Genomic DNA, 25042 nt, shown 5'->3' on the forward strand with positions numbered 1-25042 from the left:
CCTTGAAATACCACCCTTGAGGTCTCTGGCATCTAACCGCGCTCCGTTCATCCGGAGCCGGGACCCTGCATGGCGGGTAGTTTGACTGGGGCGGTCGCCTCCCAAAGTGTAACGGAGGCGCGCGATGGTGGGCTCAGAGCGGTCGGAAATCGCTCGTCGAGTGCAATGGCATAAGCCCGCCTGACTGCAAGACAGACAAGTCGAGCAGAGACGAAAGTCGGCCATAGTGATCCGGTGGTTCCATGTGGACGGGCCATCGCTCAACGGATAAAAGGTACGCCGGGGATAACAGGCTGATGACTCCCAAGAGTCCATATCGACGGAGTCGTTTGGCACCTCGATGTCGGCTCATCACATCCTGGGGCTGGAGCAGGTCCCAAGGGTTCGGCTGTTCGCCGATTAAAGTGGTACGTGAGCTGGGTTTAGAACGTCGTGAGACAGTTCGGTCCCTATCTGCCGTGGGTGTCGGAGTTTTGCGAGGATCTGTCCCTAGTACGAGAGGACCGGGATGGACATACCTCTGGTGCACCGGTTGTCACGCCAGTGGCATGGCCGGGTAGCTAAGTATGGACGGGATAACCGCTGAAAGCATCTAAGCGGGAAACCCACCTCAAAACCAGAACTCCCTTGAGAGCCGTGACAGACCATCACGTCGATAGGAGGCATGTGGACGGGCGGCAACGCCTGAAGCTGAGCCTTACTAATCGCTCGAATGGCTTGATCCTTCCCAGCAGGCGGCCCGCGCGCAGCGGCAAGCCCTGGACGCACGAGCCAACACCGCAAGAACAAGAACGCAAACGTCCTCACTTAACGAAACCCGCCGTCCCTGTCCGGATGGTTCGCGTGTGCCTTGGTGACCTGGTGGTCATGGCGAGGCTCCCAACACCCGATCCCATTCCGAACTCGGCCGTGAAACGCCTCAGCGCCGATGGTACTGCGTCTTAAGACGTGGGAGAGTAGGTCGCCGCCAGGTCACCACGGCACACGCCACGCCATCCAAGGACGTGGACGGACACGGTTTCAGACACACTTGACAATCGGCTTCATGAACGACAAAGCCGGCGCTTCTCTCCATGGGAAGTGCCGGCTTTTGGTTGTGTCCGGGGTGTCGCCGCGAGCCCCCTCCCTAACCCTCCCCCGCTACGCAGGGGAGGGGATTATGGCGATGGGGACTGTTTGCCGGGGCGGTGATCGAGTTGGGTCAGGATCGTCTGGGCCTCGGTCAGCAGGGCGTCGCGGACGCGGATGTATTGGTCGAGGGAGGTTCCGGATCGGTGCCGCGCCTGCAAGGCGGCAATCTGGATGTCGAGCGCGTCGAGATCGCGGTCGATGCATTTCAGCGCGTCGCGCGCCCGTTGCTCTTCCTGCGCGTTCATGGCCTCTCCTCCCGTGTCTGGTCTGGATTTCCGGCGAATCGCATCCGAACGAGGTACGGCTTCCGGCTCCGATCTCCCTGGCACTGCTTTTGCTGAACAAGGTCCGTTCACGAGCGTCCGCTCGGCAAGCTGAGAGGGAGACTACGATGGCGTCACGCGGAATCAATGCCGGTTTGGTGATTACGGTCGCCCAGAGTGCCATCGATGTCTTGTGGTCCCATTGGGACGGTTCGTCGAAGACGGTCCGCTCGGCGCTGATGGCTGCGGAGTTCTGGACGCTGCAGGCATTCGGCAGGCTTGGCCAATGGGTGCAGTCGGTCGCCCGCGACGCTCTGGTCGAGTTTCTCGGCAACTACATCGACCGGCGCCTAGAGGTCGGCGACAGCGAGGATCGGGCGGTCGCCACCGCGGTCTATCGCCTGACCGGAAAGACGGTGGGGGCGGTGTGAGCGTGGGCTGAAGGGCGGGGTGCCTGTTTTTTTGTCCGGATGCCCGCGGGGTAGGCAGTGCCTCCCGTGGGCATCCGGGAAAGCGATGTCACTCGGGGTCGGACCACAGCTTGCCGCCGCTGGCCCAATCGCTCTTCTTCACGTCGTGAAAGATGACATCGACCGCCTCCGGGCTGCAGCCGAGGGCCTGGACCGAGGCGTCGGTGAGCGCCTTGGCGTAGGCGCGCTTCTGCTCCAGCGTGCGGCCTTCGAAAAGCTGAACGTTGATCAGCGGCATCGTCGTTTCATCCCTCTGTTGCGGACCGAGGTCCGGGAAGCTCAGTTCCTGTAGTCCGGGCAGCGCCGGTCCAGGCGTCGCAGCAGCGCCGGCCATTCCAGTTCGCCTTCGGGCTCCGGATCGGCGGTGAGCTGCCGGTAGGTCTTGTCGCACAGCTCCGGTGCTGGCGACACCAGTTCCGCGCCGGTGGCCTGCGCGGCGAGCTGCATCCGGCAGGCCTTGTCCAGCATGTCCATCAGGCAGAAGGCCTCCGCCACCGTGCGCCCGGTCACCAGACTGCCGTGGTTGTGGAGCAGCATCGCCCGGCGGGAGCCGAGATTGGCGACGAGGCGGACCTTCTCGCTGTCGGTCAGGGCCAGCCCCTCGTACCGGTGGTAGGCGAGGTCGCGGTAAAAGCGCAGGGCGTGCTGGGACAGCGGGAGGAGTCCGTCCTTCAGCATCGACACCGCCACCGCCGCTTCGTTGTGAAGGTGCATGACGCAGCGCGCGTCCTCGCGCGCCGCATGGACGGCGCCATGGATGACGAAGCCGGTGGCGTTCACCGGGTGGGGACTGTCGCCGATGATGGCGCCGTGGATGTCGATCTTGACGAGGTTGGAGGCGGTCACCTCGTCGAAGGTCAGGCCGAAGGGATTGATGAGGAAGCGTCCCGGCTCCCCCGGCACGGCCAGCGAAATGTGGGTGTAGATCAGGTCGTCCCAGCCGCGTTCGGCGACCAGACGGTAGGCGGCGGCGAGATCGATCCGCGCTTGCCATTCCGCCTCGCTGATGCCGGCGCCGGCGAGGCGCGGTCCGGCATGGACGAATGATCCGCTGGTGTCCGTCACGTTCGGCTCCCGGTCTGTGCGATGAGCGGAAGAACGTCGCACGGCGCGGGGCGGTTGTCCAAGCGGGACGCCGGGACTATTCCGGATTTCGGAAATCACTGGCCCGGCTTGGCTATGCTCCCTTAGACTGTGGGGCTTTCCGTCGCCGAGTGCACCGTGATGACCATGACCGCGCCAGTCTCCACCCCGTCCGACCGCAGCGCGCCGGAAGGGGGTCGAATGGAGGATCAGGCGAAGCCCTCCATCCTCGTGGTGGACGACGAGGAGGGCATCTGCAGCTTCCTGTCGCGCGCGCTGGAGCGGCGTGGCTGGCGGGTCGAGGTGGCGGGCAGCGCCGAGGAGGGCGCCCAGAAGCTGGAGCGCATCCACGCCGAGGTGATCATCCTCGACGTCGCCCTGCCGGGCCGCTCGGGGCTGGACTGGCTGAAGGAGCTGATGGCCGGCGGCTACGCCGGCGAGGTGATCCTGGTCACCGCCTTCGCCGACATGGACACGGCCATCGACGCCCTGCGCTCCGGCGCCGCGGATTTCGTGCTGAAGCCCTTCCGGGTCGAGCAGATCCTCAACTCCATCGACCGCTGCGTCGAGCGCACCCGGCTGACCCGCGAGAACTACGTGCTGCGTCGGCAGCTGTCGAAGAAGGACAATGGGCGCGACGAGATCGTCGGGCGGTCCGACGCCATGACGCGGCTGCGCTCGTTGGTGCAGCGGGTGGCGCCGACCCCGTCCACGGTGCTGATCCAGGGCGAGTCCGGCGTCGGCAAGGAGCTGGTCGCCCGCGCGCTGCACGACCTGTCGCCGCGCGCCGACCGGCCCTTCGTGGCGGTGAACTGCGCGGCGATCTCCGCCGACCTGATCGAGGCGGAGCTGTTCGGCCATGCCCGCGGTGCCTTCACCGGGGCCAAGGACGCGCGCAAGGGGCTGTTCTACTACGCCCACGGCGGGACGCTGTTCCTGGACGAGATCGGCGAGCTGTCGCTGACCCTGCAATCCAAGCTGCTGCGGGTTCTGGAGGAGCGGCGCATCCGCCCGGTCGGCAGCGAGCAGGAGGTGCCGGTGGACGTCCGCGTGGTGACGGCCACCAACCGCGACCTGAAGGCGGAGGCCGCGGCGGGGCGCTTCCGCCCGGACCTGTTCTACCGGCTGGAAGTGATGACGCTGACCATCCCGCCGCTGCGCCAGCGCGCGGTGGACGTGCCGGAGCTGGCCGCGCTGTTCATGCGCTTCCTGCCGGCGCGGCTGGCCGTGCCGCCGCTGACGCTGACGCCGGAGGTGACGCGGGCGCTGATGTGCCATTCCTGGCCCGGCAACGTGCGCGAGCTGCGCAATTTCGTGGAGCGGTCACTGCTGCTCGGCGAATTTCCGCTCGACGATCTCGACACCGCCAACGCCGCGGCGGTCGAGGCGGGCCTGGCCGCGGATCCCAGCCTGTGCGCCGCCGCGGTGGCCGGCAACCCGCCCTGCGCGCCCTGTCCGGTCCGCCACGTCCGCATGGACGGCGACAGCGACGTGCTGCCGCTGGCCGAGGTGGAGAAGCGCCACATCCTGACCGTGCTGGCGCGCTGCGACGGCAGCAAGGCGCGCGCCGCCGACCTGCTGGGCGTGTCGCGCAAGACGCTGGACCGGAAATGCGTGGAATGGGGGGTGTGACGCCCCCATCCCAGGGGGCCCGTCCCAACCCGACCCGGCCCAACATGCTGAAGCGGCTGGCGACGGCCTACGCGGAGTCGGTGCGGCTCAAGCTGCTGGCGCTGGTGCTGGCGCCGCTGCTGGTCGGCGCGCCGGTCCTGCTGATGATCGTCTGGGCCTGGGGGACGCAGGGCTACGACCAGCTTCTGGTCAACAAGGTCAGCTCCGACCTGGGGACGGCGCGGCAGTTCTTCGACCGGGTGCAGATGTCGCTGCGCAACGGGCTGGAGGGGGTGGCGACCTCGCACCGTCTGGCCCTTTTGTTGGAGCGTGGGGTGCTTGAGCGCGGGACGCCCGCCGATCTGCGCCGGCTGCTCGACGAGGAGGCGGAGGAGCACGGGCTGGACTATCTGCTGCTGCTCGACGCCGGGGGCATGGTGCGGGCGGGCGGGTCCTTCGCCGTCCCGGCGGACCGCAGCGGCTGGTCGGTGGTGCGCGAGGCGCTGCACGGCTACGCCCAGCACGGGCTGGAGGTCTTCGCTCCGGCGGAGCTGGAGGCGCTGAACCCGGCGCTGCGCCGGGCCGCCCACACGCCGCTGGTGCCGACCCGTGCCGCCCGGCCCGATCCGCGCAATGTCGACAGTGAGGGCGCCGAGGATCGCGGGCTGGTGATCCAGGTCGCCATTCCCTTCGACGGGCCGGACGGCCGTCTGCTCGGGGTGCTGGAGGGCGGGGTGCTGCTGAACGGCAACCAGGGCATCGTCGACCGGCTGAACACCATCGTCTATCAGGACGCCTCGCTGCCGCTGGGCAGCCAGGGCACCGCCACGCTGTTCCTCGGCGACACCCGCATCGCCACCAACGTCCGGCTGTTCGAAGGGCAGCGGGCGCTGGGCACCCGGGCGTCGCAGGCGGTGGCGGACAAGGTGCTGGACCGCGGCGAGCCGTGGCTGGGTTCGGCCTTCGTGGTCAACGACACCTATGTGTCAGGCTATCAGCCGCTGAGCGACACCGCCGGGCGGCGGATCGGCATGCTCTATGTCGGGTTCCTGGAATCGCCGCTGCGCGACACGCTGTACAAGGCGCTGGCCGGGCTGTTCCTGCTGTTCCTGCTGGTGTCGGGGCTGGGGACGCTGGTGGGTCTGCGCGGCGCGCGGGCCATCTTCCGCCCGCTGGAGCGCATGGCCGGCGTCATCGTCCGCATCGAGAGGGGCGAGGATTCCGCGCGCATCGGCCCGACCGCCAGCCGGGACGAGCTGGGACGGCTGGCCCGCGCCTTCGACCATCTGCTGGATTCGGTGGCGGCGCGGCGGTGGGAGCTTCAGCGCTCCGCCGAGGAACTGGACCGCAAGGTGGCGCTGCGCACGGCCGCGCTGGAGGAGGCCAACGCCACCCTGCGCCGCGCCCAGCAGCAGCTGGTGATGAACGAGAAGCTGACCGCCATCGGCGAGCTGACCGCCGGGGTGGCGCACGAGATCAACAACCCGGTCGCGGTGATCCAGGGCAACCTCGACCTGCTGCGCGAGGTGCTGGGCGACGGGATCGAGCCGGTGCGCCAGGAGGTCCGGCTGATCGACGAGCAGACCCGGCGCATCCACGCCATCGTGACCAAGCTGCTGCAATTCGCCCGGCCCGGCGACTTCGCCGGCTACGCCGAGCCGACCGACGTGAACGGCGTGCTGTCCGACTGTCTGGTGCTGACCCGCCACAACCTGAACCGGGCGCGGGTCGTGGTGACGCTGAAGGCCCAGGCGGGCGGCCCGGTGGAGATGAACCGCGGCGAGCTTCAGCAGGTGTTGATCAATCTGATCGTCAACGCCATGCAAGCGATGCCGGAGGGCGGCCGCCTGACGCTGGACAGCCGCGACATCGGCCCGGACGACCGGTTGCCGGGGGCGGAGCCCTTCGAGGGGGTGCTGGTGGGGGTCGAGGACACCGGCCACGGCATCGCGGCGGGCGACTTGGCCCGCATCTTCGACCCTTTCTTCACCACAAAGAAGCAGACCGGGACGGGGCTCGGCCTGTCGATCAGCTACGCCATCGTCCAGCGCTACGGCGGGCGGATCACGGTGGAGAGCGTTCCGGGGCGCGGCACCCGCTTCACCCTGTGGCTGCGGCGGCAGGCCGTCTATTCCGACCAGCCGACCGCGCCCTTCTTCGCCGCTCAGCGGATCACCGCTGGGGGCTGATTACCCCTACCCCGCAACCGCCAGGAACGGGTTGACGCCGATGCGGCGGTACTCCTCCTCGCCCAGCAGCAGGTCGAGCGCCAGGGTGGCGAGGTCGTCGGCCACCGGGTCGAGGTCCGGCGCCTTTTCCAGGAACAGCAGCTTCAGATAGCTGTGGCAGGCGTCGCAGGTCTCCGCCCGCACCGCGCCGTTGGCCTCCGCCCCGTCCGCCCCCTCGACGAAGCGCTGGGAGACGTCCTTGCCGTTGCCGCAGGCCACGCAGGACGAGCGCACATGGTGCCACGCGGTGTGGCAGAGCCCGCAATGGAGATAGCGCAGGCCGCCGCTCTCCATGCCGACCTGCAACACGCCGGCGACCGGCGCGCCGCCGCAGACCGGGCAGGCGGCGGCGGTGGCGTGGGCGGTGACCGACGCCGGGTCGAGCGCGGCGGCGTGGCGCGTCCAGGCGGTCTGGAAGGCCGCGGCCAGGAAGGGGGCGGCGGCGAGGTCGCCGTCCTCCAGCGCGTCGCCGGCCCAGCGTCCGGCCAGCGCCTCCAGAGTGTCGGCGTCGGACGCGGCGAGAGCGGTCAGGGCCTCGCGCGCGCCGCCGGGCAGGGTGTCGAGCTTGGCAGCCAGGGCGCGCAGGTCGGCGGGCCACTGCTCCTCCGGCGGCAGCGTGGCGGGGGTGGCGGCCACCGCCGCCTGGGCGTCGGCCAGCGCGGCGACGAAGCGCAGCCAGTCGCCCATGGCGTGCCCCTCCGCCAGCGCGCGCAGACGCGCCGCCCGCCGGGCGAAGATCGCCGCGTCGGGCAGGCGCAGCGGGGCCGGCGACTGGCCCGGCACCAGACCGGCGGCGGCCATGGCGGCGGCCGTCGCTTCGGACATCGTCGCTTCGGACATCGCCGCTTCGGAAATCGGGGCGTCGGAGGAGGAGGCGGTCATGGTGGCTTTCCCGGTCACGGATCACGAAGGGGTGAGAAGGGATAGCACAGCGCAAGAACGGTGCCAGGGGGACGAATAGCCCTCTCCCCTCCGGGGAGAGGGTGCCCGCGAAGCGGGCGGTGAGGGGGATGCGCGTGGCGGTAGGTTCGGCACAAGCGCAACCCCCTCACCCTGACCCTCTCCCCGGAGGGGAGAGGGGATTTTAGCTGCTCCCACCCTCCGACAGATTGTCCTCCACACAAACGTTAGGGACATTTTGTCCATCGCCGGCTGGACAAAATGTCCCTCGGCGCGGTGCGGGCATGGCGGTTCCGTCCGTCCGCCCCAGCAAATTCCCCGCATTCCGCCCATGACCCCGGCTGGCACGGAATCTGCCATTTGGGGGATGCGCCGTTCCGGCCGGGTCACCCCGGACGCTGCGGCGCCACCGGCTCCAGGCGCTTAAGCGCCGGGCCGGCACATCCTGACACCAGGGCCGACATCAGGGAGGTTTCATGCCCATCACACCCATGCAGGTATCACGGCGGCAGTTCTTGAAGGTCACGGCGGGCGGTCTCGCCGCCTCCAGCATGGGGGTTCTGGGCTTCCTGCCGTCCGAGGCGCTGGCCGAGGTGCGCCAGTTCCGCCTCGCCCGCGCCAAGGAGATCCGCAACACCTGCCCCTACTGCTCGGTCGGCTGCGGCCTGCTGATGTACAGCCTGGGCGACGGCGCCAAGAACGCCAAGGCCGAGATCATCCACATCGAGGGCGACCCCGACCATCCGGTCAGCCGCGGCTCGCTCTGCCCGAAGGGCGCCGGCCTGCTGGACTTCATCCACAGCCCGAACCGCCTGAAGCACCCGGAGGTCCGCGAGGCCGGCTCCAACAGCTGGAAGCGCATCTCCTGGCATGAGGCGATCGAGCGCATCGCCCGCCACATCAAGGACGACCGCGACGCCAACTTCGTCACCAAGACCGCCGACGGCGTGACGGTGAACCGCTGGCTGTCCACCGCCATGCTGACCGCCTCGGCCTCGTCCAACGAGACGGGCATCCTGACCCAGAAGGTCATGCGCTCGCTGGGCATCGTCGGCACCGACGCGCAGGCCCGCGTCTGCCACGGCCCGACCGTGTCGGCGCTGGCCTCGACCTTCGGGCGCGGGGCGATGACCAACAGCTGGGTGGACATCTCCAACGCCGACTTCATCCTGATCATGGGCGGCAACCCGGCGGAGGCGCACCCGGTCGGCTTCAAGTGGGCGGTCGAGGCGAAGAAGCGCGGCGCGCGCATCGTCGTCGTCGACCCGCGCTACAACCGCTCCGCCGCGGTGGCCGACGAGTATCTGCCGATCCGCGCCGGCTCCGACATCGTGTTCCTGGGCGGCGTCATCAACTGGCTGGTCGCCAACGACAAGATCCAGTGGGAGTATGTCCGCGCCTACACCAACGCCGCCTTCATCGTGAAGGAAGGCTTCGGGTTCGAGGACGGGTTGTTCAGCGGCTACGACGCGGCCAAGGGCCAGTACGACCGCTCGTCCTGGAACTACGAGTTCGAGGCGGACGGCACGACGGCGAAGACCGACCCGACGCTGCAGCATCCGCGCTGCGTGTGGAACCTGATGAAGGCCCACTACGCGCGCTACACGCCGGAGTTGGTCGAGGACCTGACCGGCACGCCGAAGGACGGCTTCCTGCGCGTCTGCCAGCATCTCGGCTCCACGGCGGTGCGCGACCGGGTCGGCACGATCCTCTACGCGCTGGGCTGGACGCAGCACACGGTGGGCGCCCAGAACATCCGCACCATGGCGATGATCCAGCTCCTGCTGGGCAACATCGGCATGCCGGGCGGCGGCGTGAACGCGCTCCGCGGCCACTCCAACATCCAGGGCCTGTCCGACCTCGGCCTGCTGTCCACCAGCCTGCCGGGCTATCTGACCCTGCCGTCGGAGAAGGCGCACCCGACCTTCGCCGACTACATCGCCAAGACCGCGCCGAAGGCGCAGGCGCCGGGCCAGCTCAACTTCTGGGCCAACACGCCGAAATTCTTCGTCAGCCTGCTGAAATGGTTCTGGGGCGACAAGGCGACGGCGGAGAACGACTGGGGCTACGACTGGCTGCCCAAGTGGGACAAGATGTACGACGTGCTGCAGGTCATGGACCTGATGCACAATGGCAAGGTCAACGGCTTCATCGTCCAGGGCTTCAACCCGCTGACCTCCTTCCCCGACGCGCGCAAGACGGCGGCGGACTTCGCCAAGCTGAAATACATGGTGGTGATCGACCCGATCGCCACGGAGACCGCCTCCTTCTGGCAGAACCACGGCGAGGTCAACGAGGTCGACACCGCGTCGATCAAGACCGAGGTGTTCCGCCTGCCCTCCAGCTGCTTCGCCGAGGAGGACGGCGCCATCGTCAACTCCTCGCGCTGGCTGCAGTGGCACTGGAAGGGCGCCAACCCGCCGGGCGAGGCGAAGACCGACCAGGAGATCCTGGCCGAGCTGTTCATGGCCGTCCGCGCCCTCTACGCCAAGGAGGGCGGCACCGCGCCGGAGCCGATCCTCAACCTCTCCTGGCCCTACAAGAACCCGCTGGAGCCGACGCCGGAGGAGCTGGCGAAGGAGATGAACGGCCGGGCGCTGGCCGACATCCCCGACCCCAAGGACCCGACCAAGTTCCTGGCCCGCAAGGGGGAGCAGATCCCGAACTTCGCCCTGCTGCGCGACGACGGCACGACGATGAGCGCCTGCTGGATCTTCGCCGGCTGCTGGACGCAGGCGGGCAACCAGATGGCCCGGCGCGACAACACCGACGCCGGCCTCGGCAACACGCCGGGCTGGGCCTGGGCGTGGCCGGCCAACCGCCGCATCATCTACAACCGCGCCTCCTGCGACCCGTCGGGCAAGCCCTGGGACCCCAAGCGCACCCTGATTTCCTGGAACGGCACCGCCTGGGCGGGCGCCGACGTGCCGGATTTCAAGGCGGACTCGCCGCCGGCCGACGGGATGAACCCCTTCATCATGAACCCGGAAGGCGTCGGGCGGCTGTTCTGCACCGACAAGCTGGTGGACGGCCCCTTCCCCGAGCATTACGAGCCGATGGAAAGCCCGCTCGGCACCAACCCGCTGCACCCGAAGGTGGTCAGCAGCCCGGCGGTCCGCATCTTCAAGGCCGACCGCGAGCGGCTGGGCACCCATGACCAGTTCCCCTATGTCGGCACCACCTACCGCCTGACCGAGCATTTCCAGTTCTGGACCAAGAGCGTGCGGCTGAACGCCATCGCCCAGCCGGAGCAGTTCGTGGAGATCGGCGAGACGCTGGCGGCGGAGAAGGGCATCCAGGCCGGCGACTGGGTCCAGGTCTCCTCGAAGCGCGGCCACATCAAGGCCAAGGCGGTGGTGACCAAGCGCATCAAGGCCCTGAAGGTGGCGGGCCGCACCGTCCACCAGATCGGCATCCCCCTGCACTGGGGCTGGGAGACGGTGGCCAAAAAGGGCTTCCTGTCCAACACGCTGCCGCCCGCCGTCGGCGACTGCAACACCCAGACCCCGGAATACAAGGCGTTCCTCGTGAACGTCGAGAAGATCGGAGTGGCGTAAGTCATGGCACTGCAATCCCTCGATATCCTGCGCCGGTCCGCCACCCCGACGCCGACCCCGCAGGCCCGCAACCCGCAGGAGGTGGCCAAGCTGATCGACACCACGGTCTGCATCGGCTGCAAGGCCTGCCAGGTCGCCTGCTCGGAATGGAACGAGCTGCGCGCCGAGGTTGGCACCTGCGTCGGCGTCTACGACAACCCGACCGACCTGTCGTCGCAGGCCTGGACGGTCATGCGCTTCAACGAGGTGGAGGAGAAGGGCAAGCTGGAGTGGCTGATCCGCAAGGACGGCTGCATGCACTGCGCCGACCCCGGCTGCCTGAAGGCCTGCCCGTCGCCGGGCGCCATCGTGCAGTTCAAGAACGGCATCGTGGACTTCCATCAGGAGAACTGCATCGGCTGCGGCTATTGCATCTCCGGCTGCCCGTTCAACGTGCCGCGCCTCAGCCCGGCCGACAGCAAGGCCTACAAGTGCAACCTGTGCTCCGACCGCGTGGCGGTCGGGCAGGAGCCGGCCTGCGTCAAGACCTGCCCGACCGGGGCCATCCAGTTCGGCAGCAAGGAGGACATGATCGAGGTCGCCCAGACCCGGATCACCGACCTCCAGTCGCGCGGCTACGACCAGGCGGGCCTCTACGACCCCGCCGGGGTGGGCGGCACCCACGTCATGTATGTGCTGCACCACGCCGACAAGCCGACGCTCTACTCCGGCCTGCCGGACAACCCGTCGATCAGCGCCGTCGTCGGGGTGTGGAAGGGCATGCTGAAGCCGCTGGCGACCCTGGGCGTCGCCGCCGCCGGCCTGTTCGGCTTCTTCCATTACATCACGGTCGGCCCGAACCGCGCCGATGACGAGGACGAGGCGGATCACGGCACGCCGCCGCTGCCGCCCGCCAAGGGGACCAAGAACAAGGAACGGGAGAACGCGCTGTGAAGACGTCGGAAAAGCTGATCCAACGCTACTGCGCCGCCGAGCGCATCAACCACTGGATCGTGGCGGTCTGCTTCGTTCTGCTCGCCATCTCCGGGCTGGCCTTCTTCTACCCGGCCTTCTTCTGGCTGACCGGCGTGTTCGGCACGCCGCAGCTCGCCCGCATTGTCCATCCCTTCGTCGGGGTGGTGATGTTCCTGGCCTTCGCCCGCCAGTTCTTCCGCTACGCCCACCACAACCTCATCAACAAGGAGGATGTGAAATGGATGATGTCGGTGAAGGAGGTGATGAAGGGCAACGAGGTCGGCGACATCGGCCGCTACAACGGCGGCCAGAAGGGCATGTTCTGGGTCATGGTGCTGTGCATGATCCTGCTGCTGGTGTCGGGGGTGATCGCGTGGCGGCCCTACTTCGCGGGCTATTTCCCGATCCCGGTCATCCGCGTGGCGCTTCTGGTCCACGCCGCCAGCGCGCTGGTGCTGATCGCCAGCATCATCGTCCATGTCTACGCCGCGCTGTGGGTGCAGGGCACGATCCGCGCGATGGTCGAGGGCGTGGTCACCCACGCCTGGGCGCGCAAGCACCATCCGCGCTGGTTCCGCCAAGTGACCGGCAAGGAAACCGGGCATTGATCGCTTGAGGGTGCTTATAGCCCTCTCCCCTCCGGGGAGAGGGTGGCCCGCAGGGCCTCTCGCACTGGCCAAAGGCCAGCGCTGACGGCGGCAGGCGGATGCCTGCGGCATCCGCTGAGAGCCGGTGAGGGGGTTGCGCATGGCGATGCGTCCGACACACGCGCAACCCCCTCACCCTGACCCTCTCCCCGGAGGGGAGAGGGGAATTCCTAAGAAGGACACCGCCATGAGCCTCGCCACCGACGTCGCCGCGCCGTCCACCACCCACCGCATGACCGTCCTGCGGCTGGGGCCCGGCGACGCACAGCTCTGCGACGACGCGGTGGTGGAGGAGGTGCCCGTCGCCATCGCCTACAACGGCATCGTCCATGCGGTCATGCTGGCGACCCCCGACGACCTGGAGGAGTTCGGTCTCGGCTTCTCCCTGACGGAGGGGATCATCGCCGACGCGGAGGAACTGGAAAGCCTGCGGGTGGTCGAGGGCTGCGACGGCATCGAGGTGCGCATGGAGATCCCCATGGAGCGCTTCATGGCGCTGAAGGGCAAGCGGCGGAGCATCGCCGGGCGGTCGGGCTGCGGCGTCTGCGGGGTGGAGAGCCTCCAGGCCATCGCCCGGTCCGGCCGCCCCGTCCCCTCGGGCGGGCGGCTGTCGGTCGCCGCGGTGGAGCGGGCGCTGCCCCGCTTCGCCGAGCGGCAGACCCTGCACCGCGCCACCGGGGCGGCCCACGGCGTCGCCTGGGTGGACGCGGCGGGGGAGATCCTGGCGGTGCGCGAGGATGTCGGCCGCCACAACGCGCTGGACAAGCTGATCGGCTGGCTGGTGCGCACGGGCGTGGACCGGCGGGGCGGCTTCGTCCTGACCTCCAGCCGCGCCAGCTACGAGCTGGTGCAGAAGGCCGCCCGGCTGGGCATCAGCGGGCTGGTCGCCATCTCGGCCCCCACCGGCATGGCGGTGCGCATGGCGGAGAGCTGCGGCGTGTCGCTGGCCGGCTTCGCCCGCGGCAACCGGCTGGTCGTCTACAGCCACGGCGACCGCTGGGCGTAGGCGCGGGAGGCTTCACGGACATCGCGGCTCCGTCGTCTGGGGAATACCAGCCGGATGACGGAGACCCCGATGCCACTCGACAGGGCCGCGATCAAGAACACCAAGTCCAAGCCGCTCGATTTCGCGGAGTGGCGGAACAGCGTCCAGGACGCCGCCCAGCTCAACGGGCTGGCCAATCTCAGTGTGGTCACCGATCACCACATCTGTCCGCAGAACATTCTGCTCAATCTCCGCAACCGGGCCGTCGACGCCAGCAGCGACGGGTTCCTGATCAGCGTCGGCACCTATGCGGTGAACAACGGCGTGATCGCGCAGACCCCGGACCCGCAGGCGCGGATCGAGGCGCTGATGGAGCGCATCCTCTGGGCCTTCGGCAACGTCGTCCCCGGCGCGGAAAACGTGATGCGGGTGGACGATCCCATGGACCTCGGCGGATGGGAGGCGGAGGGCGCGCTGTCCAAGGCTCTGGCCTACGCCAACCAGCTCAAGGATCTGCTCGTCCAGGTCATCACGACGCCGTCGCATGTGAACTGGCAGGAGATTGCCAACCATGTGGACCCGCAAGGCCCGGCGATGCTCAAGGCCCAGAGATCCATCCTGAAATGGGCCGACGCCTGGGCGACCCATCCCACCTATCGCATCTACATCCGCCTGACGAAGGCGGACACGGAATATTGCCGCAGGAACTTCGACTCCCTGCCGGGCTTCGGCGCCTGGATCCATCCCCGGCATGAGATGCTCAATCTGATCGCGTCCAAGCTGGCCATCTGGGAGCCGACGGTCCGGAACAGCGCTGGCGATGATCAACGCATCGCCTACAAGGCCATGCGCGAGGACATCAACCAGTCCTGCTTCAACGGTCAGGACAAATGCCACGACCGCTGGCTGGAGCATCACCAGGCGCCCTGACGGCGCCGACCCGCTGAGCCGGGCCTCCGGCTACTCCCCGTCGTCGCCGCGCAGCCGTTCCAGGACCTGCCGCAGGTCGCCGGGGTGCAGGGGCTTGTGCAGGAAGGAGCAGCCGCGGCGCTGGCCTTCCAGAAGGGCGCTCTGGGCCGTCTCGCCGCTGAGGACCACGGCGGGAATTTCACGGCCGTAGAGGCGGCGCACCCGGTCGATCACGTCGAAGCCGGACACCTTTCCGGGCAGACGCAGGTCGGTCAGGATGACCGACGGCGCGTCGGGCAGGCCGTCCAGCACCGCGAAGACCTCCCGCATGTCGCTTGCCGCGGCGACGGTGCAGCCCCAGCTTTCCAGGATCATCTGGAGGCCGGTCAGGACCATGGCCTCGTCGTCCACGGCCAGCACGGTCATCCCGGTCAGCGGCGGGGCCGCGGCGGCGGAGGACGGAACGGCGGTGTGGCTGGGCGGCGGCTCGGCCAGCGGGCTCGCGGCCTCCAGCGAGACGGAGAAGACGGTGCCACGGCCGATGCGCGACCGCACCTCGACCTGGAGTCCGAGAAGCTCCGCCAGCCGGCGCACGATGGCGAGGCCGAGGCCCAGCCCGCGGGTGGGGTCGCGGTTGGGGTTCTGGAGCTGGTGGAACTCGTCGAAGATGGCGCTCAGCTGCTCCTCGGGAATGCCGAAGCCGGTGTCCCAGACGTCGATGCGCCAGCGGTTGCCGCGCCGCCGCATGGCGAGCAGCAGGCCGCCGTGCCGGGTGTAGCGGATGGCGTTGGTCAGCAGGTTGCGCATCACCCGCCCGAACAGGACGGGATCGGTCTCCACCGTGCCGGGGCACAGGCGGGCGCGCAGGCGCAGGCCCTTCTCCTCGCTCTGCGGGCGGAACTCCTCCACGAGCTGGCCCAGAAGCTCGTCCAGGGCAACCGGCTGCGGGTCCGGGGTCACCGTGCCGGCGTCCAGCGTGGAGATGTCGAGCAGCGCGTTCAGCAGCCGCTCGCCCGCCGTCATGGCGTTGCCCAGCATCTCAGCCGTGCTCAGCGCCTTCTCATCGCTGATCTGGCTGCACAGCGCGTCGAGGAACAGGCGCATCGCCTGGAAAGGCTGGCGCAGGTCGTGGCTGGCCGAGGCCAGGAAGCGGGACCGCGCGGCGGTGGTCCGTTCGATCTCCGCGCGCATCTCCCGCTCCATGCGGGCGACGACCCGGTCGTCGGGGGCCGCCTGGGTGGCCAGGGCCAGCACGGCGACCGTCCGCCCCTCCTCGGTCAGCGGCACGCCCTCGAACGCCGCCGGGTCGGTATCGCCCACGGGCAGAAGCTCGATGCCGACCGGTTCGTCGGTGTCGCCGGAAAACAGCGGATCGACGGCGCCCAGAACCGCCGCCCAGACCGGTCCGAACCAGGCCGGGGCCGGTTGCCCGCCCGTCGCCGGCTCCTTGCCGAGGAGGGCGCAGAGCGCGTCGTTGGCGAAGAGCGTGGCGGCGTGCGGCGGCCCGGTCAGCACGAAGGCCGGCAGCGCCGCGGCGCGGCAGACGCGCAGCGCGTTCTCCACGCACTCCGTCTCCGCTGGCGCGGTGTCGATGCTGGTCCTGTTCCCATGCCGAGGCGTCACGTCGGTCTCTCTAACCGCTGGAGCTGAAGGTGAAGCACCTTAACCTTTGGTGCGCTGGGGATGAAAGCGCCTGAAAGCCCTATACGCGCCTATGCGGAAGGCATTGGTGGGGAAAGGCGGGCGAGATGGTCCTCCACCATGTATTTCCGGCGGAGCAGGGCCATCAGGCGGATCTTCAGGATGTCCATCGGCTGCGACTTGCCGACGAAGTCGTCGGCGCCGGCGGTCAGGCTGGCGGTCAGGCGGTCGTCGCCCTCCTGGCTGGTCAGGATGACGATCTGGAAGAACAGGCCGCGCCGCCGGCGGAAGCGGTCGAACCGCTCGCACAGCTGGGTGCCGCTGGTGCCGGGCATCACGAGGTCGAGGATCACGCAGTCCAACCCGCCGTCCTCCAGCGCCGCCACCGCCTCGTCGGCGTTGCGCGCGGCGACGACGTGGCAACCGTCCTCCTCCAGCTCGGCGCGCAGGAATTCGCGGTAGGTCGCGCTATCGTCCACCACCAGGATGCGCGCCCGCCGCAGGATGTCGGACACCGTCGGCGGCGCGTTGCGCCGGTCGAGCAGCGCCATGGCCTGCTGCACCACGCCCTGGGAATCGGCCGAATCCACCCATTGCACGTCGGCGGGAACGCCAACCTCCGCCGCCCGTTCCGCCGAACCCAGCAGCAGGGCCGGGGCCGGGCAGCGCCGCCGCAGCTCCGCGAGCGTGCGGGCGGCCTCGCCGTCGGCCTCCACCATCAGCAGGTCGAAGGGGCGGCGCGCCAGCTCGGCGACCGCGGGTTCCAGCGTTTCGACGCAGCTCGCCTCGATGCCCTGCTCCTCCAGCATCAGCTTCAGGAGAAGTCCCTGCGTCTGCGAGGCGATGACGATCAGCGCCCGGGGTCCACTCATGAGGGCTCCACTCCCGTCGAAACCAGTTCCAGCAAACGGGCCGCCACCTTGTCGATGGGCAGCTCCTCGGTAACGCCTCCCAGCCGGACCGCGGTCCCCGGCATGCTGTGGATGACCGCGGTGGAGGCGTGCTCCGCGATGGTGTAGGCGCCCGCCCGGCGCATGTCGGTCAGGCCGCGCGCCCCGTCCTCCCCCATGCCGGTCAGCAGCACGCCGATGGCGGCGGCGCCGAAGGCCGAGGCCAGGGAGGAGAACAGCACGTCCCCGGACGGCCTCTGGCCGCAGACCGGATCGCCGTGGACCAGCCGCATCCCGCCGGGCTCGGCGGTCAGATGAAGCTCGCCGGGAGCGACGTAGACATGGCCGGGCCGGTGCGGCGCGTCGGAGGCCAGCGCCACCGGCAGCGGCGTGACCGACCCCAGCCAGGAGGCGAAGCCGGCCACGAAGGGCGCGCCGATATGCTGCACGACGAAGACGGGCAGGGGAAAGTTGGTCGGCAGCCCGCGCAGCAGCTTCACCAGCGCCGCCGGTCCGCCCGTCGAGGCGGTTATCCCCAGGGCGCGGAACTGCCGTTTCACCACGGACGGCGGCAGGGGTGGCGGCGGCGGGACAGCGGCGCCCTTGCCGCGGCCGCCGTTGCCGGGGGACTCCTCGTCGCCGTTGCGCGGACGTCCGCGCTGCCGGATCACCTTCACCTGGCTCATGATGGTGAGCTGGGTGCAGAGATGCCGGGCGACGGTCTGGTAGTCGGCGCGGGCCATGCTGCCCGGCTTTTCCACCACGGCCAAGGCCCCGGCCTGGAGCGCCCGCATCGGGATGTCCAGGTCGCGCACGTCGGACGCGACGACGACGATGGGCACGGGATGGTCGCGCATCAGCCGCTGCGTCACGGCGAAGCCGTCGATGCCCGGCAGGCGGATGTCCAGCGACACCACGTCCGGCCTCAGCGAGTCGACCATGCGCAGCGCCTGTTCGCCGGACGCGGCGATGCCGGCCAGCTCCAGGCGCGGGTCCTCGCCGATGACGTGGGCGAGGAGCTGCTGGACGACCGGCGAGTCCTCGACCACCAGCACGCGGATCTTGCGGGCGCCGCTCACAGCAGCCGCCGGATGCCGGCCAGAAGCTCGTTCTGGTCGAAACGTGTCTTGACGATGTAGGCGTCGGCGCCGAGGTCCAGCCCGCGCTCGCGGTCCTCGTCGCTGGCGCGCGAGGTGACCAGGATCACCGGCAGATCGGAGGTCATGGGGTTGCCCTTGACGGCCTGGAGCAGGGCGAACCCGTCCATCCTCGGCATCTCCACGTCGCTGATGATCAGGTTCACATCCTCCAGCTCGCCGAGCGTCTCGACCGCCTCGCGCCCGTCCACGCACAGCGTGACCCGGTAACCATGGGCCTCCAGGATGCTCTTTTCCAGGGTTCGCGTGGTGATGGAGTCGTCCACAACCAAAATGTGTGGCCGTCGCCGCGCCGACTCGTCCACCGGACGGACCAGCGGCGGCAGGGCCATGCCCGGACGCGGCGACAGGGCCGCCGGGTTCAGCACCAGGGCCGGCGATCCGTCGTCCATCAGCACCGTGCCGAGGAAGCGGGCGGCGTCGATCCCCACCTCCTCCGCCGGGGTGACGACGGAGTCGCGGGTGGCCATCAGCGCGTCCACGACCAGCGCGACCCGCCGCCCGCCGGTGCGCAGGACGACCAGCGCCAGCGGCGCCCCGTTGCCCTGCGGCATGGCGCCGTCGTAGCCGAGCAAGGCGGCCAGCGGCGTCACCGGAACGTCCTCCTCCTCCAGCCGGATGGTCGGGGCGGCGAGGTCGGTGAACAGCGTGTCCGCCGGGACGCGCAGCACGCGCGCCACGTCGTTGCTGGGAATCGCCAGGATGTCGTCCTGGACCGCCACGAAGACCAGCCGCTGGCTGAGCAGGCTGAGCGGCACCTCCACCGTGACGGTGGTCCCGCCGCCCTCGCGCGCGGCCAGCGTCACCGAGCCCTGGAGCCGGGTCACCTCCCGCCGCACGATGGCGAGGCCCATGCCGCGCCCGGCGTATTCGTTCGCGGTGGGGGCGGTGGAGAAGCCCGGCTCGAAGATCAGGTCGAGCAGCCGTTCCTCCGGCGCCGACTCCGCCTCCTCGGCGCCCAGCAGGCCGCGCTCCACGGCGTGGCGGGCGATGGCCTCGCGGTTCGGGCCGCGCCCGTCGTCCTCGACGCGCAGGACGAGGCGGCGCCCGACCACCGAGGCTTCGAAGCGGACGGTGGCCGCGGCGCGCTTGCCCGCCGCCACCCGCTCCTGCGGGGTCTCGACGCCGTGGCTGACGGCGTTGCGCGCGATGTGCAGCACCGGGTCCTTCAGCCGTTGCAGGACCACCCGGTCGGCCTGGGTTTCCAGCCCGCGGATGTCCGCCTCGACCTCCTTGCCCTGGGCGCGGCTGATGTCGCGGATCATCCGGCCGAGGTTGCTGAACTGCGACTCCGCCGGCAGCATGCGGAGGTGCCGCACCTCGTCCTGGAACCCGCTGCCCCAGCGGCGCAGCGACCAGAGATGGCGGTCATGGGCGCGGTGCGCCGCGTCCAGCGAGGCGCCGAGCGCGCGGAAGCGCCGCTCGAAGGAGGACAGGCGCAGGGCCGTCTCGTCGCCCGCGAAGCTGATGCCGGCGGCCCCCGTGGTGTCGTGGGAGCCGCCGCGGAGCAGGCGGGGCCGCATGGCGTGCCAGCTCCGCTCCAGGGCGCGCCATTCGCCGCGCAGCTCGCGCAGCTCGGCGACCAGGGCGGACTGGTTCTCGATCTCCGGCAGGAGGCCGGCGGCGGCGGTGAACAGCCGCTCCAGCCCGGCGCTGCGGATGCGCACCAGGGCCGCGCCGTCACCGGCATCGACGGAGCGGGCCGGGCGCGGCGCGGCGGCGGGGGAAGCGGCTCCCGCCTCCGCCGCGGCGGGGCGGCGCTGGACCGGTTCCGGCCCGCCGCCCTCGCCGCCCATGCGGGTCAGTGCGGCCAGCACCTCGGCGATGTCCACCTCGCCGCCGCCGCGGGTCGCCCAGGCCACCACATCCTCGATGGCGTCCAGCGCGCGGCGCACCACGTCGCGGGCCGCGGCGTCGAAGGGCACGTCCCCGCGCTGGATGGCGATGAAGGCGGCCTCCAGCCAGTGGGACAGCCGCTCGACCTCCGGCAGATCGACGGCGCGGGCGGCACCCTTCAGGCTGTGGGCGCGGCGGTGGATCTCCACCAGATCGGGGTGGTGCGCCGGGTCCTTCTCCACCGCGCGCAGGGACTCGCGGATGGCCGCGAGGTGCTCCTTGTGCTCCAGGTCGAAGGCGGCGAGCAGGCGCGTGCGGATGTCGTTCATGCCGCCCGCGCCTTCCGTCCGTCCTGGTTCCTACCCTGGCCCGCTCCTGCCGTCGCCATGGTCACACGCGGTAGTTCCGCACGGCCTCGACCAGACCCTGGCCGAGATCGTTGAGGTTGGTGGCGGCCCCTTCGAGCTGGCGGGTGCCGGCGGCGGTCTGGCTGCTCGCCTCGCGGATGTTCTGGAGCGCCTGGATCACCTGCTCCAGGCCGATCTGCTGCTGGTTGGTCCCGGCGACGATCTGCTGGAAGGCGAGCACGCTCTCCTGCACGCTTTCGGCGAGGTCGCGGATGGTCGACTGGGTGGCGTCGGTCTGGCGCTTGCCGGCGCCGACGCGCTTGACCGCCTCCTCCGTCAGCATGACCGAGGCGTTGATGCCGTGCTGGATCTCGCTGAGGTTGGAACGGACCTGGGCGGTGGCCTCCTTCGACTGGTCGGCGAGGCTCTTGATCTCGCTCGCCACCACGGCGAAGGTCCGGCCGTGCTCCCCGGCGGCGGCGGCCTCGATGGCGGCGTTCAGGGCCAGCAGGTGGCAGCGCTCGGCGATGTCGTTGACGGTCAGGATGATCTCGCCGATCGCCTGGGTGCGCTCCGACAGGATGACGATGTTCTCGGCGACCGCCTCCGCCTGCTCGCGGATGGCGTCCATCGCCTGGTTGGTGTCCTCCACCGCCTTCAGGCCGGTCTCGGAGTTGGAGGCGGCGACCTGGGCGTTCTGCGCCACGTCCTGGGCGCGGCGGTTGATCTGCGCGCCGGATTCGGTGATCTCGCTGAGCGTCGCCGTCGTCTCCTCCACGGCGGCGAGCTGCTGGGCGACGCTGGCCGCCTGCTGCTGGGTCGAGGCGCGGATCTGCGCGGTGGCGGCGTGCATGCTCTCGGCCGTGGCGCGGGTGGTCCTGGCCATGCTGCGCAGGTTGCCGGTCATCTCGTTGAGGTGGGTCCCCAGCTCGGCCAGCTCGTCGTCGCCGGGCACGACCACCGTCTTGGTCAGGTCGCCCTTGCCCACCTGGGTGACGTAGCCGATGGCGGTGCCGAGCCGCTTGGTGACCGAGCTGCCGATCAGGATGGCGATGGCGACGGCGAGCGCCACCACGATGACCAGCGCCAGGATCGAGGAGCGCACCGCGTCGTCGTAAAGGGCCCGGATGTTCTCGCGCCCGGCCTCCGACAGGCGGCTGATGTCGCTGTGCAGGTCGGACAGCTGGCCGGCCATGGCCACCCGCATCTCCTCCACCCGCGTCAGCCGCGCCAGCGCCTCCGGTTCGGTCCCGGCGGCCACCCGCTCCATCAGCGTGTTGGCCTCTTCGAGCATGCGGTGCGAATACTGGTCGAAGCTGTTGATCTGGGCGACCAGCTCGCCCCAGATGCGGCGGCGGTCCTCGGTGGTCCCCTCCTCGGCCCGTTCGGCGGCGATGCGCTTCAGCTTGGCGACCTGGTCGAACATGGCCATCGAGCCGTCGCGGTAGCGCTGGCGGAGCTGCGTGATGTCCGGGACGCCGCCCTGGATCTGGGCCAGCGCCGCGGCGTGGGTCGCCGCCTCGCGCAGGCTGCGCAGGTTGCTTTCGGTCACCTCGATCTCGCGCACCGCCTCCGACACCTGGATGTCGTAGGTGGCGATGCCCATCATGACCTTCATGCCGTCCGCGAACCGCATCATCTGGAACGCCGCCAGCAGCCCGGTCAGCAGGCAGACGACCCCGAAGCTGAGCATCAGCTTGTGCTTGACCTTCAGTTTCATTCTTCTTTCATGCTCCTCAGCGTCTCCAGGATCGCCGGCACGTCCAGCACGGCGACGCGGCCCCGGGTGATGGCGGTGACGAAGGACCCGGCTTCCGGCGGCGCCTTCCCGTCAGAGCCGTCCAACTCCATCACCGTGTCCACGGTGCGCAGGCGCAGCGCCACCGGCCGCTCCCCGCCGCGCAGCACGACGGCGAAGCCGCCGCCGGCGGGAACGGCGTTGCGTCCGCACAGCCGGTCCACGTCGAACAGGCGCATCACGCGCCCGTCGATGGCGATCAGCCCCAGCAGCTCCGGCGGCGCGTGGGGGACGCGGGCCACCCGCGGCAGCGGCACGATGCGGGACAGGTGGCGCAGGTCCAGCCCGTACGACCCGTCCGCTCCGCGCCCGACCAGCAGGGCGACCGGCGCCTCGGCTTCCGCCGCGGCGTCGGCCTCGTCGGCGGAGGGGACGAGGGCCAGATCCTCGGCGCGGCGGCGCAGCAGCGCGTCGGCCCAGGCGCCGCCCGGCGCCGCAGCCTCCGCCGCCTCCCGGCCCTGACGGGCCAGGCGCGCGCGGACGGCGGCCCAGTCGATGCCGTCCTTCGCATCGGCCGCCTGTCCGGTTCCGGTCCGGTCGTCCATCACGGCTCCTCACCCGAGAACCAAAGGTCGATCATGCTGCGCAGCTCGGCCACGGTCAGGCCGCCGCCCTCGGCCACCAGCTCCGTCGCGTCGTGGGCGGCGACGGTGGCGCGGGCGTTGCGGAAATGGCGCTGCGCCGGGGCCAGCTTGCCACGCCGCCAGTAGGCCAGCGCCAGATGGTAGTCGGCCAGCGCGAAGTCGGAGTCCAGATACAGCGCCCGCTTGAAGGCGGCGATCGGGTCGCCGACGCCCAACTCCTCCTCCAGCAACCCCAGCCGGAAATGCACCACGGGGTCGAGGCGGTTGCGCTCGGCCAGGGCGATGCAGGCGTCCAGCGCCGCCGCCCGGTCGCCGTCGGCCACGGCGGGGCCGCCCGCCGGCGGTGGCTGCGGGGCGGGAAGGGGCGCGGGTGTCGGTTTCGCCGCGGTGGCGCGCAGCCGTGCCGCGGGGTCCGTCGCCGTGTTGCGCTTCTTCGCCGGCTTCGGCTCGGCAGGCTTTGTCTCCGCGGGCTTCGGCTCGGCGAGCGTGGGGGGCGCGGGGACGGGAATCGTCACCGGAAGGGCCGCCGGGAAAGCCGCCGGGAAAGCCGCCGTGGGGACGCTGCCGGGGCGCGGCTTGCGGTAGATGGTGGCGCCCGGCACCGGCACGGGGGTGAACAGGCTGTTGACCTGCTGCCCCGTCTCCGCATGGCCGACCACCAGCCAGCCGTTGGGCACCAGCACCTCGTGCAGGTTCTCCAACAGGCGGGTGCGCGTCGGCTCGTCGAAATAGATCATGACGTTGCGGCACAGCACGAGGTCCAGAGCGCCCAGGCCCCGCGGGTAGTTGGGCAGCGGCCCCTCGACGAGGTTGAAGACGGAGAAGCTCGTCCATTCGCGGAAGCGCGGCTTGACCGCCCACAGGTCGCCCTGCCGGTCGAAGCATTCCGCCAGGACCGCCGGGTCGAGCCCGCGCACCGCCCAGTTTCCGTAGACGCCGCGCCGCGCCGTCTCGATGAAGCTGGCGTTCAGGTCGGTGCCGACGATGCTGACCTGCCAGTCGCGGAGCTGCTCGGCGAAATGCCGCTTCAGCAGGATTTCCAGCGTGTAGGCCTCCGGCCCGATCGAGCAGCCGGCGCTCCAGATGCGCAGCAGGCGGCTCTCCCGGTTGCGGCGCAGGCATTCCGGGATGGCGACGGCGCACAGCGCCTCGAACTGCTCGGCGTAGCGGAAGAAGAAGGTCTCGCCGACCGTCAGCTCGTTGATGAGCGCCTGATACTCCGGCCCGGTCGGCCCTTCCCCGGCGAGCTGCGCCAGATAGGCGCCGAGGCCCAGGGTCGGCTTGTCCGACAGGCGGCGGTTGATGCGCTCCGCCAGGGCGGCGTCCTTGTCGGCGTAGTAGGCGAGCCCGGTCGCCCCGATGACGGCGGCCTTGATCCGGGGAAAGACGGGATCGCGCAGGATGGCGTCGATGCGGTTCATCGGGCCTCCTCGCCTACCCCGGAGCCGGAGGCGCCGAGCCGGGCCAGACGCTCGTCGGCCATGGCCTGGAAGGCGGCGAGCAGCCGGCCCTCCGCCTCGGTCAGCAGACGGGTGGGGTCGATCAGCGTGGCCGTGCCGGCACCGTGCGGGATGGTCGCCACGGCGCAGCCGTTGAAGGTCAGGCCGGGGTCGGCGGCCGTCCGCTCCGCGTCGGGGATCGGCAGGATGTTGAACACCCGGTCGGCCAGCAGGGCCAGCGGACGGCCGGTCCAATCGGTCAGGAACAGCGGCGCGTACAGCTCCGGCGGCGCGGCCGCGAAGCCGAACAGCAGGTCGAGCCGCAGGACCGGGACGGCGCGGCCCTGGTAGCGGAACAGGCCGGCGACCACGGCGGGCGCCGCGGGCGGGCGGTCGAGCCGGGGCAGCGGCAGGAACCGGCGCACGGAGTCCGCCGGCAGGGCCAGGGTCCTGCCGGAGACGGAAAAGATCACACACCGTGTCGCGGATGCCGTCGCAGCCATCGCGGGCGCACACCTTCCTCTGTCAGTTGCCGGGTTCGGGGGGCGCAGCCGGACCCTGGACCCTATTATTGGGTGGCGCCGGGGGGCTTGAAACCGGCGCAGAACATGC

Annotated in this window: 20 protein-coding genes and 2 rRNA genes; 10 read left to right on the forward strand and 12 right to left on the reverse strand. The window is 70.1% G+C overall.

Annotated elements, in window-relative coordinates; translation table 11 throughout:
• Together DXK32_RS06000 and rrf are read left to right on the forward strand one after the other, a co-directional pair.
• Window positions 1-725 (forward strand): 23S ribosomal RNA (locus DXK32_RS06000); the annotation flags it as partial.
• Window positions 726-857: 132 nt separating this feature from the next.
• Window positions 858-973, forward strand: a 5S ribosomal RNA gene (rrf, locus tag DXK32_RS06005).
• A gap of 184 nt (window positions 974-1157) precedes the next feature.
• On the opposite strand, the gene DXK32_RS06010 is transcribed toward rrf, so the two are convergent.
• Window positions 1158-1376, reverse strand: coding sequence for a hypothetical protein (locus tag DXK32_RS06010; RefSeq protein ID WP_114857679.1), 219 nt, complete (start codon window positions 1374-1376; stop codon window positions 1158-1160).
• A gap of 146 nt (window positions 1377-1522) precedes the next feature.
• Here DXK32_RS06010 and DXK32_RS06015 point away from each other — a divergent pair, with 146 nt between their 5' ends.
• The gene (locus DXK32_RS06015; protein ID WP_114857680.1) at window positions 1523-1825 is read left to right on the forward strand and encodes a hypothetical protein; all 303 of its coding nucleotides are present in this window, start codon (window positions 1523-1525) and stop codon (window positions 1823-1825) included.
• 88 nt (window positions 1826-1913) lie between these two features.
• Here DXK32_RS06015 and DXK32_RS06020 read toward each other — a convergent pair whose 3' ends face one another.
• On the reverse strand, window positions 1914-2102 hold the full coding sequence (locus DXK32_RS06020) for a 4-oxalocrotonate tautomerase (protein ID WP_114857681.1): 189 nt from the start codon (window positions 2100-2102) through the stop codon (window positions 1914-1916).
• A gap of 41 nt (window positions 2103-2143) precedes the next feature.
• Window positions 2144-2929: a class II aldolase/adducin family protein gene (locus DXK32_RS06025; protein WP_114857682.1), complete on the reverse strand. Its 786-nt coding sequence runs from the start codon at window positions 2927-2929 to the stop codon at window positions 2144-2146.
• Between the two features lie 159 nt (window positions 2930-3088).
• Here DXK32_RS06025 and DXK32_RS06030 point away from each other — a divergent pair, with 159 nt between their 5' ends.
• Both DXK32_RS06030 and DXK32_RS06035 read left to right on the forward strand, forming a co-directional pair.
• Entirely contained in the window at window positions 3089-4579 is a 1491-nt protein-coding gene (locus DXK32_RS06030; RefSeq protein WP_114857763.1) for a sigma-54-dependent transcriptional regulator, read from the forward strand.
• A complete protein-coding gene (locus DXK32_RS06035; RefSeq protein WP_247876999.1) occupies window positions 4576-6747 on the forward strand; it encodes a cache domain-containing protein in 2172 nt (723 codons plus the stop codon). The genes DXK32_RS06030 and DXK32_RS06035 overlap by 4 nt, the downstream gene beginning before the upstream one ends.
• A 6-nt stretch (window positions 6748-6753) precedes the next feature.
• Here the strand turns inward: DXK32_RS06035 and fdhE are convergent, their stop codons facing one another.
• Entirely contained in the window at window positions 6754-7668 is a 915-nt protein-coding gene (fdhE, locus tag DXK32_RS06040; protein ID WP_114857684.1) for a formate dehydrogenase accessory protein FdhE, read from the reverse strand.
• Window positions 7669-8177: 509 nt separating this feature from the next.
• On the opposite strand from fdhE, the gene fdnG reads away from it, so the two are divergent.
• The 5 genes from fdnG (at window position 8178) to DXK32_RS06065 (ending at window position 14759) form a co-directional block, all read left to right on the forward strand.
• The gene (gene fdnG, locus DXK32_RS06045) at window positions 8178-11243 is read left to right on the forward strand and encodes a formate dehydrogenase-N subunit alpha (protein WP_114857685.1); all 3066 of its coding nucleotides are present in this window, start codon (window positions 8178-8180) and stop codon (window positions 11241-11243) included.
• A gap of 3 nt (window positions 11244-11246) precedes the next feature.
• On the forward strand, window positions 11247-12176 hold the full coding sequence (fdxH, locus tag DXK32_RS06050; RefSeq protein WP_114857686.1) for a formate dehydrogenase subunit beta: 930 nt from the start codon (window positions 11247-11249) through the stop codon (window positions 12174-12176).
• Window positions 12173-12805, forward strand: a complete 633-nt coding sequence (locus DXK32_RS06055; protein WP_114857687.1) for a formate dehydrogenase subunit gamma — start codon at window positions 12173-12175, stop codon at window positions 12803-12805. The genes fdxH and DXK32_RS06055 overlap by 4 nt, the downstream gene beginning before the upstream one ends.
• A 226-nt stretch (window positions 12806-13031) precedes the next feature.
• Window positions 13032-13850, forward strand: coding sequence for a formate dehydrogenase accessory sulfurtransferase FdhD (gene fdhD / locus DXK32_RS06060; RefSeq protein WP_114857688.1), 819 nt, complete (start codon window positions 13032-13034; stop codon window positions 13848-13850).
• Window positions 13851-13919: 69 nt separating this feature from the next.
• The gene (locus DXK32_RS06065) at window positions 13920-14759 is read left to right on the forward strand and encodes a hypothetical protein (protein WP_162801093.1); all 840 of its coding nucleotides are present in this window, start codon (window positions 13920-13922) and stop codon (window positions 14757-14759) included.
• A gap of 30 nt (window positions 14760-14789) precedes the next feature.
• Here the strand turns inward: DXK32_RS06065 and DXK32_RS06070 are convergent, their stop codons facing one another.
• From DXK32_RS06070 to DXK32_RS06105, 8 genes are all read right to left on the reverse strand, one after another.
• Window positions 14790-16361 (reverse strand): hybrid sensor histidine kinase/response regulator, encoded by a 1572-nt coding sequence (locus DXK32_RS06070; protein ID WP_114857690.1) that lies wholly within the window; start codon window positions 16359-16361, stop codon window positions 14790-14792.
• A gap of 89 nt (window positions 16362-16450) precedes the next feature.
• Entirely contained in the window at window positions 16451-17251 is an 801-nt protein-coding gene (locus DXK32_RS06075) for a response regulator (protein ID WP_114857691.1), read from the reverse strand.
• Window positions 17248-18348, reverse strand: a complete 1101-nt coding sequence (locus DXK32_RS06080; protein WP_114857692.1) for a chemotaxis protein CheB — start codon at window positions 18346-18348, stop codon at window positions 17248-17250. The genes DXK32_RS06075 and DXK32_RS06080 overlap by 4 nt, the downstream gene beginning before the upstream one ends.
• Window positions 18345-20591 (reverse strand): hybrid sensor histidine kinase/response regulator, encoded by a 2247-nt coding sequence (locus tag DXK32_RS06085; RefSeq protein ID WP_114857693.1) that lies wholly within the window; start codon window positions 20589-20591, stop codon window positions 18345-18347. The genes DXK32_RS06080 and DXK32_RS06085 overlap by 4 nt, the downstream gene beginning before the upstream one ends.
• A gap of 61 nt (window positions 20592-20652) precedes the next feature.
• On the reverse strand, window positions 20653-22329 hold the full coding sequence (locus tag DXK32_RS06090) for a methyl-accepting chemotaxis protein (protein ID WP_114857694.1): 1677 nt from the start codon (window positions 22327-22329) through the stop codon (window positions 20653-20655).
• Window positions 22326-22952: a chemotaxis protein CheW gene (locus tag DXK32_RS06095; RefSeq protein WP_114857695.1), complete on the reverse strand. Its 627-nt coding sequence runs from the start codon at window positions 22950-22952 to the stop codon at window positions 22326-22328. Before DXK32_RS06095 ends, DXK32_RS06090 begins: the two co-directional genes overlap by 4 nt.
• The gene (locus DXK32_RS06100) at window positions 22952-24412 is read right to left on the reverse strand and encodes a CheR family methyltransferase (RefSeq protein ID WP_114857696.1); all 1461 of its coding nucleotides are present in this window, start codon (window positions 24410-24412) and stop codon (window positions 22952-22954) included. Before DXK32_RS06100 ends, DXK32_RS06095 begins: the two co-directional genes overlap by 1 nt.
• A complete protein-coding gene (locus DXK32_RS06105; RefSeq protein WP_247877000.1) occupies window positions 24409-24903 on the reverse strand; it encodes a chemotaxis protein CheW in 495 nt (164 codons plus the stop codon). The genes DXK32_RS06100 and DXK32_RS06105 overlap by 4 nt, the downstream gene beginning before the upstream one ends.
• Window positions 24904-25042 lie beyond the last annotated feature (139 nt).

Origin of the sequence: Azospirillum brasilense (assembly GCF_003349955.1) — a bacterium.
Classification (GTDB): Bacteria; Pseudomonadota; Alphaproteobacteria; order Azospirillales; family Azospirillaceae; genus Azospirillum; species Azospirillum brasilense_B.

Excerpts from the sequence above, each read along its gene's own strand:
- fdhD (WP_114857688.1), top strand. The coding sequence starts at position 13,032 with ATGAGCCTCGCCACCGACGTCGCCGCGCCGTCCACCACCCACCGCATG.
- DXK32_RS06010 (WP_114857679.1), bottom strand. The coding sequence starts at position 1,376 with ATGAACGCGCAGGAAGAGCAACGGGCGCGCGACGCGCTGAAATGCATC.
- DXK32_RS06030 (WP_114857763.1), top strand. The coding sequence starts at position 3,089 with ATGACCATGACCGCGCCAGTCTCCACCCCGTCCGACCGCAGCGCGCCG.
- DXK32_RS06090 (WP_114857694.1), bottom strand. The coding sequence starts at position 22,329 with ATGAAACTGAAGGTCAAGCACAAGCTGATGCTCAGCTTCGGGGTCGTC.
- fdnG (WP_114857685.1), top strand. The coding sequence starts at position 8,178 with ATGCAGGTATCACGGCGGCAGTTCTTGAAGGTCACGGCGGGCGGTCTC.
- DXK32_RS06100 (WP_114857696.1), bottom strand. The coding sequence starts at position 24,412 with ATGAACCGCATCGACGCCATCCTGCGCGATCCCGTCTTTCCCCGGATC.
- DXK32_RS06075 (WP_114857691.1), bottom strand. The coding sequence starts at position 17,251 with ATGAGTGGACCCCGGGCGCTGATCGTCATCGCCTCGCAGACGCAGGGA.
- fdxH (WP_114857686.1), top strand. The coding sequence starts at position 11,247 with ATGGCACTGCAATCCCTCGATATCCTGCGCCGGTCCGCCACCCCGACG.
- DXK32_RS06085 (WP_114857693.1), bottom strand. The coding sequence starts at position 20,591 with ATGAACGACATCCGCACGCGCCTGCTCGCCGCCTTCGACCTGGAGCAC.
- DXK32_RS06095 (WP_114857695.1), bottom strand. The coding sequence starts at position 22,952 with ATGGACGACCGGACCGGAACCGGACAGGCGGCCGATGCGAAGGACGGC.
- fdhE (WP_114857684.1), bottom strand. The coding sequence starts at position 7,668 with ATGACCGCCTCCTCCTCCGACGCCCCGATTTCCGAAGCGGCGATGTCC.
- DXK32_RS06020 (WP_114857681.1), bottom strand. The coding sequence starts at position 2,102 with ATGCCGCTGATCAACGTTCAGCTTTTCGAAGGCCGCACGCTGGAGCAG.
- DXK32_RS06015 (WP_114857680.1), top strand. The coding sequence starts at position 1,523 with ATGGCGTCACGCGGAATCAATGCCGGTTTGGTGATTACGGTCGCCCAG.
- DXK32_RS06065 (WP_162801093.1), top strand. The coding sequence starts at position 13,920 with ATGCCACTCGACAGGGCCGCGATCAAGAACACCAAGTCCAAGCCGCTC.